The 6,806-nt window shown below is 36.2% G+C and carries 7 protein-coding genes; 1 reads left to right on the top strand and 6 read right to left on the bottom strand.

The genetic code is table 11. From position 1 onward, the window contains the following. Positions 1–141: 141 nt before the first annotated feature. From ACFVT8_RS02530 to ACFVT8_RS02510, 5 genes are all read right to left on the bottom strand, one after another. A complete protein-coding gene (locus tag ACFVT8_RS02530) occupies positions 142–1,113 on the bottom strand; it encodes an SDR family NAD(P)-dependent oxidoreductase (protein WP_387082102.1) in 972 nt (323 codons plus the stop codon). A gap of 75 nt (positions 1,114–1,188) precedes the next feature. Next, positions 1,189–1,767: a TetR/AcrR family transcriptional regulator gene (locus ACFVT8_RS02525; RefSeq protein ID WP_387082103.1), complete on the bottom strand. Its 579-nt coding sequence runs from the start codon at positions 1,765–1,767 to the stop codon at positions 1,189–1,191. Positions 1,768–1,916: 149 nt separating this feature from the next. After that, a complete protein-coding gene (locus ACFVT8_RS02520; RefSeq protein WP_387082104.1) occupies positions 1,917–2,342 on the bottom strand; it encodes a GatB/YqeY domain-containing protein in 426 nt (141 codons plus the stop codon). Positions 2,343–2,508: 166 nt separating this feature from the next. Continuing rightward, positions 2,509–2,778: a hypothetical protein gene (locus ACFVT8_RS02515; protein ID WP_387082105.1), complete on the bottom strand. Its 270-nt coding sequence runs from the start codon at positions 2,776–2,778 to the stop codon at positions 2,509–2,511. 298 nt (positions 2,779–3,076) lie between these two features. Continuing rightward, positions 3,077–3,835, bottom strand: a complete 759-nt coding sequence (locus ACFVT8_RS02510; protein WP_387082106.1) for a formate/nitrite transporter family protein — start codon at positions 3,833–3,835, stop codon at positions 3,077–3,079. A gap of 514 nt (positions 3,836–4,349) precedes the next feature. Between ACFVT8_RS02510 and ACFVT8_RS02505 the strand changes: the two genes are divergently transcribed. Beyond that, complete coding sequence (locus ACFVT8_RS02505; protein WP_387082107.1) at positions 4,350–5,345, top strand: PLP-dependent cysteine synthase family protein; 996 nt, start codon at positions 4,350–4,352, stop codon at positions 5,343–5,345. 410 nt (positions 5,346–5,755) lie between these two features. On the opposite strand, the gene ACFVT8_RS02500 is transcribed toward ACFVT8_RS02505, so the two are convergent. Then, positions 5,756–6,769: a zinc-dependent alcohol dehydrogenase family protein gene (locus ACFVT8_RS02500; protein WP_387082108.1), complete on the bottom strand. Its 1,014-nt coding sequence runs from the start codon at positions 6,767–6,769 to the stop codon at positions 5,756–5,758. Between the last annotated feature and the right edge of the window lie 37 nt (positions 6,770–6,806).

Below are 6,806 nucleotides of genomic sequence, written 5' to 3'. Positions count from 1 at the left end.
GTTTTTTGTGCGAAAGCGTAGTGGTAACGTAGCGGCAGCAACAAGATGCAGGTCAGTTAGCCGTTTTCACATGGATGTGATGATTTTAGGCTAACATCCTTTACTAACTCCTTTCCGATTTCCGTGACATCCGCCCGAGGCTTAACTTATTTCCGCAGATGTCTGCTTCTCCAATTTTTGTGCTCTCGTGTTCATCCATGCAATCGTTTCTTCTAGCCCTATTCTATATGAAGTACGTGGTAATGCGCCTATTTCCCTTTCGTATTTTTCCCCACTTAAAATGACCGGTTCTTCTGTTAAATACAACATTTCAACCACTTCTTTCATAGAAGGTGTAAATATTCCGATAAGTCGGATCATCCCTTTAGAAACTGTACGAATGCCTTTTTTGTAGCCTGTAATTTCACGTAAAATTTTTACTAGTTCTTCCCCTGCAATTGGATGAACGGCTGGCACGTTCCAATTCTGATTATATGTGTCGTCTCGTAAAGCAAGCTCAACCATAGCCTTTGCACCATCAATTGTATAAAGGAATTCCCTTCTCACCTGCATATTTCCTACAAAATTAGCTTTTTTACCTTGTACTACATTTTTTAACGTTTCATAGAATATGGTATTCTCTGCATTCGGTCCGTACAAATCAGGGAAATGTACAATTAGCGAAGGCACATTACTGTTTTTTAATTTATTTTCCATCGCTAAACGGATTTCCCCTTTTTTTGTATGTGGTTCTTTTTTAGATTGCTCTATTACAGGTTTGGTCGATTGTCTTCCATATGCATAAATATTATCTACAAGTGCAATTTTCGCTTCACGCCTTTCGGCAATGCTAATCACCATATCTAAGCATTGTATATGCAGCTTTTCCCAATCTTGATACGGAAAACTTATTGCATGAAAAATAATATCCGCACCTTTTGAAGCTCTCATTATTTCCTGTTCATTAAATACATTACCCGACATGATTTCGACATTTTTGTGATGCTGAAAAAGTGCAACTAACTTTTCTTTATTTCTAGCAAATGCCTTCACCTGTATATTTCGACTTACTAGTTCATTCACTAGTGCATAACCCATACCACCAGATGCCCCAATAACTAATGCTGTTTGCAAACTTTACTCCCCCTTTATTAATTAACCACTGGTCAAATAACTGTTAAAAGAAAGCTCTAGATTTTTTTACTAGAGCTACTCTCTATATGTTAAAGCCTTGATAAGAAATTTTGCATGTACCTCCACTGCATCTTTCGCTTCCTCATAGTTTTTTACATAATGACGATAATGTGCAACAAATCCATGAAGAGCAATGAATGTAGAATATATATCTGAATTTAACAACTCTGTCTTTGATAATGACTGTACAGATTGTGCAAATTTTTCATAACTAAAGTTCGCTGCCTCTTGTGAAAGCCCATCAACTTCACTATCCCTCATCATAAACATTAATTCATACTGACTTTGATTATTTAAGCCAAACGCCATATAACCTACAAAAACATTTAGCAGTTTAGTTTTATGATCTTCAGGACCATTCACTTTTTCATCTAAAGTATTATTTAACTCTGAAAAATAATCACCTAAAATTGCATAAAATATCTCTGCTTTATTTTTAAAATGATAGTAAATAGCCCCATGACTACAACCAAGCTCTTTAGCAATACTACGCATTGATACTTGGTGAAAATCCTTCATGATAAATTGTTTATGAGCCTCATTTATAATCATTTCTTTCGTCAAATCTTTTGTTGATGGCTTACGTGGTGACATATTGTCCTCCTTATTGACCAGCGGTTAACAACTAGTATATAGGTATTTTCATTTTCTGGCAAATAGCGATACTAACGTGGAACAAAAATGCTTGGAGCTTAAAAAACAACCTCTTACTTCTTCAGAGTAAGAGGTTGTTCCTAACGACATTAAATTAAACCCTTCACAACTTTTGAAATAACAGCGCCTTCAGCTTGACCAGTTAACAATGGTTTTGCAATTTTCATTGCTTCTCCCATGTTCATCCCTTTTACAACGCCCGCTGCCACAAGTTTTTCTGCAATTTCTTCTTCTGTTAATTGCTTAGGTAAAAATGTTTTTAATAGTGCTAATTTCGCTTCCTCTTTTTCAATTAGGTCAGCTCGCCCTGCATTTTGAGCACCCTCTAAAGCCTGATTTGTTTGCTTCACTTCACGATTTATAATAGCCATTTCCTCTTCAGACGATAAAGCTTCTCCCTTTTCTTTTTCAGCTAAGTCTAGGGCAGATTTCAAAAGTGATAATACGCCTTTTGCTAATACATCCTTTTCTCTCATTGCCTGTTTTAATTGTTCAAATACTTCAGTTTTTAACAATGTTTTCACTCCTTCGTGACATTTATTATAACACAAAAAAACACCGTAACCTTAAGGGATACGGTAAGCCAATCGTTATGTGGTGAGTTGAATGGGGGTTTAAGTTACCCTTTGTGCTAGCACAAAGCCAATCCCGGAGGCCAATTTTAACAAGGTATACTTGCTACTATCTTACCTGTTTTAGCATAGATACTTCAGCTTTTGTCGTTAATAAATCCAGCGACAATATTTCAAATTTTGCATCTACAAGATCAATTTTTCGACTTAAATTTTGTTCAACTTTTTCTAATCTAGTTTCCACTGCTTCAATTTTTTCATCTAATCTCTTTTCGACCGCTTCAATCTGATTCTGAAGATCTGATTTCATGTCTTGCATTTGCTTCGAAAGCTCTAAAATTGCTTGAAGAATCGTATGTTGGTTTACCTCTTGTTCCATTTTTGAATTCCTCCCCTCTTTTATATTCATTCCATTATCTATTAATTTCACAACTTAAATTACATTGTCATAAATAAAAAAGGTAGAGTTACATTAGCAACTCTACCTGTCATTCTATCTATCATTTATTCCAAAGTCAAAATATTAATAGATGAAGTTGGTCAAGTATTCATCCGTTAATTTAATCGCAAGACTTTAAATCTTTTGTATATGTAAAGTGATCTTACAATCACCATTTAAATTGTCATTACTTTCAACCAAGGTAATGATACTGACTGCAATAATATCCAGTAATTTATTAGTCTCTGCCATTTACCCAATAAACAAACCCAATAACGGCTCCTCCGATAATATTACCTAGTGTTACAGGTAATAAATTTGAAAAGGCTCCAGCAACCGATACGAGTTCACCATGAGGTACTAAAAGAGCAAGTGAAAACAATGTCATATTTGCTATACAATGCTCAAATCCAATTGTAACAAAAGGGAAAATACAGCAGAAAATCATCACTAATTTTCCTGTCTCTGTTTTTAACTTATAGGTACACCATACGGCCAAGCATACAAGCAAATTACATAAAATACCTCGACATAAAAGTTCAACGAAGCTACCACTCATCTTAGCTGTAGCCAGTTTTTCAATGTAAGCTGCTATATCTCCACCTGCTAGCCCCGAGTAAAAAAATAATGCGGCTGCTAAAAGCGAACCAAAGAAGTTTCCTATGTAACTAAACGTCCAAATGCCCAACATCTCTAATGGTGATGATTTTTTTGATAGTGTACTAACCGTTAAAACTAGATTATCACCTGTAAATAAATTGGCCCCAGCCATCATGACCATACTAAGAGCAACGCCAAATGATAACCCTTGTACGATTTTCATACTCGGTACCCCAGCTGGACTTAATAAGCCTCCTATAGTAGTGATGAGCAAAATTCCAAATCCGATAAAAAGTCCGCCAAAAATAGCTAATAATAAATAATTAGCAGGCTTTTGCTTCATCATATTAATTTTTGTTTCAGCTGTTATACAAACTGAAGAAATTGCCTCTTTCATACTTTCATCTCCTAAACAACATCAAGCTATATAAATAACTTATTTTTAATGCTGATCTCAAGTAGTCATCTTTTTCCACTCTAATCAACTGATATACAAGGCTTACATTTTAACAAATATTATTCTAAAATATAATTAATTAGCAAATTCAAAGTAAATTCCTCCAAATAAACACATATTCATGCACTTTAACGATCTTTAAGTTTAGTTAATTGATATTAAAAAGGGATAGTAAAGCAAATATTGTGCATGAATTTCTTTCTGAAAGGACATCAATTTGTGTTTCGGACTACTCACTTTTGTATAGAAGCATTGTCAATAATAATCCGTATTTCTCGCATTACTAAACAAAGAAAAATTAAATTTGTAAATTTGATTAATTATTTTTTTCTATTGCTACATTAATTACTTCTATTAGTGATTTTATTGCTTAAATGGATTTAAATTGATATGATTCCACCAATCCCTACAAAACAAGTTCGTTAAGTAGGTTAAATTAAAGGGGTTGATTGGGATGGGTCAAATTGTAACAAATAAGATTAAACAATCAATTACAGAATTAATCGGTCATACACCACTATTAGCATTAAACCAATATGTAAAAGAGCAACAGTTAGAAACCGAAATTATCGTAAAGCTAGAATATTTTAATCCCGCTAATAGTGTGAAGGACCGTGTCGCTAAAGCGATGATTGAGGATGCTGAAGCTCGTGGTGTATTGACAAAGGATAAAACAATCATTGAAACAACTAGTGGCAATACTGGTATTGGTCTAGCAGCAATTGCAGCTGCAAAAGGCTATAAGCTTCGAATTTACATGCAGGATGGTGTAAGTGAAGAGCGTACAAAGGTAGTTAAGGCATACGGAACGGAGGTTGTACCTTTTTCAGATGTCCCAGAAATGGTAGCTGCATTTGAGGACACAGATGGTGACTTTGTAGAAACGATTAAAGTATTTCGAGAAACAGTCGTTGAACAAGAAGAAAATGTTGTATTTTTAAATCAACTTGATAATGATGCCAACCCAAATATTCATAAGTTAACAACTGGTCCTGAAGTCTGGGAGGATACAGACGGACAAATTGATATTTTTGTAGCAGCAATTGGCACAGGTGGTACGATAAGTGGTGCAGGTGCATACTTAAAATCTAAAAATCCAGATATTCAGATTATTGGTGTAGAGCCTGCTGTTAATTCCATTGCAACAGTTGATAATCCAGATATCATTGAAATCACAGGTGTTCACCGCTTCTCCGATGCTGACGAGGCTCGTGTGCCATCGAATGTTCATTTAGAAATAATTGATGAAGTACTCGAGGTGGAAACTACACAAGCTTATGAGGCGGCACGTGCTGTTGCGAAGTCAGATGGAATATTAGTAGGTACTTCATCAGGTGCTGCTTTATTTGCCGCCACAGCCCTTGCAAAGCGTCCAGAGAACAAAGGGAAACGGATTGTCGTTATCCTACCCGATACTGGTTTACGATATTTATCAACAGATTTATTTTAGAAACAAGCGCATCGAAAAATACGCAGTAGCTTAGACACCATATAAAAAAAGAAGGGTAAAATATTTTACCCTTCTTTCATATTAATAATTTGATCAATTATGCCTCGGCATAATTGCGTCTGGAATCGGCTTTGTGCTTAGGCCTGCAGATGTTTTTTGCGCGAAAGCGTAGCGGCAGCAGCAGGATGCAGGTCAGTTAGCCGTTATCACATGGATGCGATGATTTTAGGCTAACATCCTATGTGAACTCCTTTCCGATTCCGTGACATCGCCGGAGGCTTTGGGCCAACGTGATGTTGGTCACTCAGTCATTGCCATAGGACGTGGCGTTCTTAGACTGAGTTTCCCTATTTCAGCGGGCGTTTGGATACCCGCTGAAAAGTAGCTTAAATCCGCATTCAACTCACCACCTATAGTGGTGGGAGACTTCCGCTGAAAGAAGTTAAAAAGATCTTTCCTTTTGTGGTTTTAGACAATTCAACGGCCGTTATCGCATTTTTAATGTCTAACAAATCATAATGAGAATCCACTGCCATCATTTTTAACTTACCACTATTAACTAGATTGATTAAGTGATGAAATGTACCTTGCCATCTTTCTATTGAGACTTGCTTGTTCCAATGACGTAAATGGAACATATTTGCGTTTACATTTGCCTCTTTAACGATACTTTGCCAATTCACTTGCACACCAGATAAAAGACCAATAGCTAAAAAGTTCCCTCCAGATTTCAGACAGAAAGCAAGATCATTGCCTGCAGTCCCCCCTATAGAGTCAATAGCAGCATCAGCGCCCTTACCATTTGTTAGTTCCATTACTGTCTCATTGAGCGGTGCTACTGAAGCATCTATTACATAGGAAGCGCCAAGCTGAATTAAATCGTCAGTATGTCTATTATTTCTCGTAACCGCGATTAACTTGAAACCTAACAATTTTGCTAGCTGAGCAAATATGTGTCCAATTGCGGACCCGCAGGCATTCACTAATAAAACATCATTTGGCTGCAATTGTAATATGTCAGTACAAGTTACCCAAGCTGTCATTGGGTTGATATACAATTGCGCTGCGGTAAAATCATCAATAGAATCTGGGATGGGCACTGCGAATTCTGCGCTTGTTTTTACAATTTCCTGCCAAGTCCCTTCTCCTCGTAAAGGTAGTACACGCTTTCCGATAAGATTTTGAGATACTTTAGGACCTACATTCTCTACAATACCTACTCCTTCATAGCCAGGAATAGTTGGTAAAGAAATTCGATGAGCATAATTCCCCCATATTGGTATTAAATCAGAAGGATTTATAGGTCGTGCCAGCATTCGAACAAGGATTTCTTGTTCTTCAGGAGGTTTAATCGTTTTATTTTCAAACTTCAAAACCTCCCGTGGGTTTCCAAATTCATATAATTTAATGCTTTTTGCTTTCAAAAAATGTAACTCCTTTATAATTGATTAATAACTTTTA

Origin of the sequence: Lysinibacillus sp. NPDC058147 (genome assembly GCF_042884205.1) — a bacterium.
In the GTDB taxonomy this organism is placed as follows: domain Bacteria; phylum Bacillota; class Bacilli; order Bacillales_A; family Planococcaceae; genus Lysinibacillus.
This window is presented reverse-complemented; position numbering and strand designations above follow the sequence as displayed.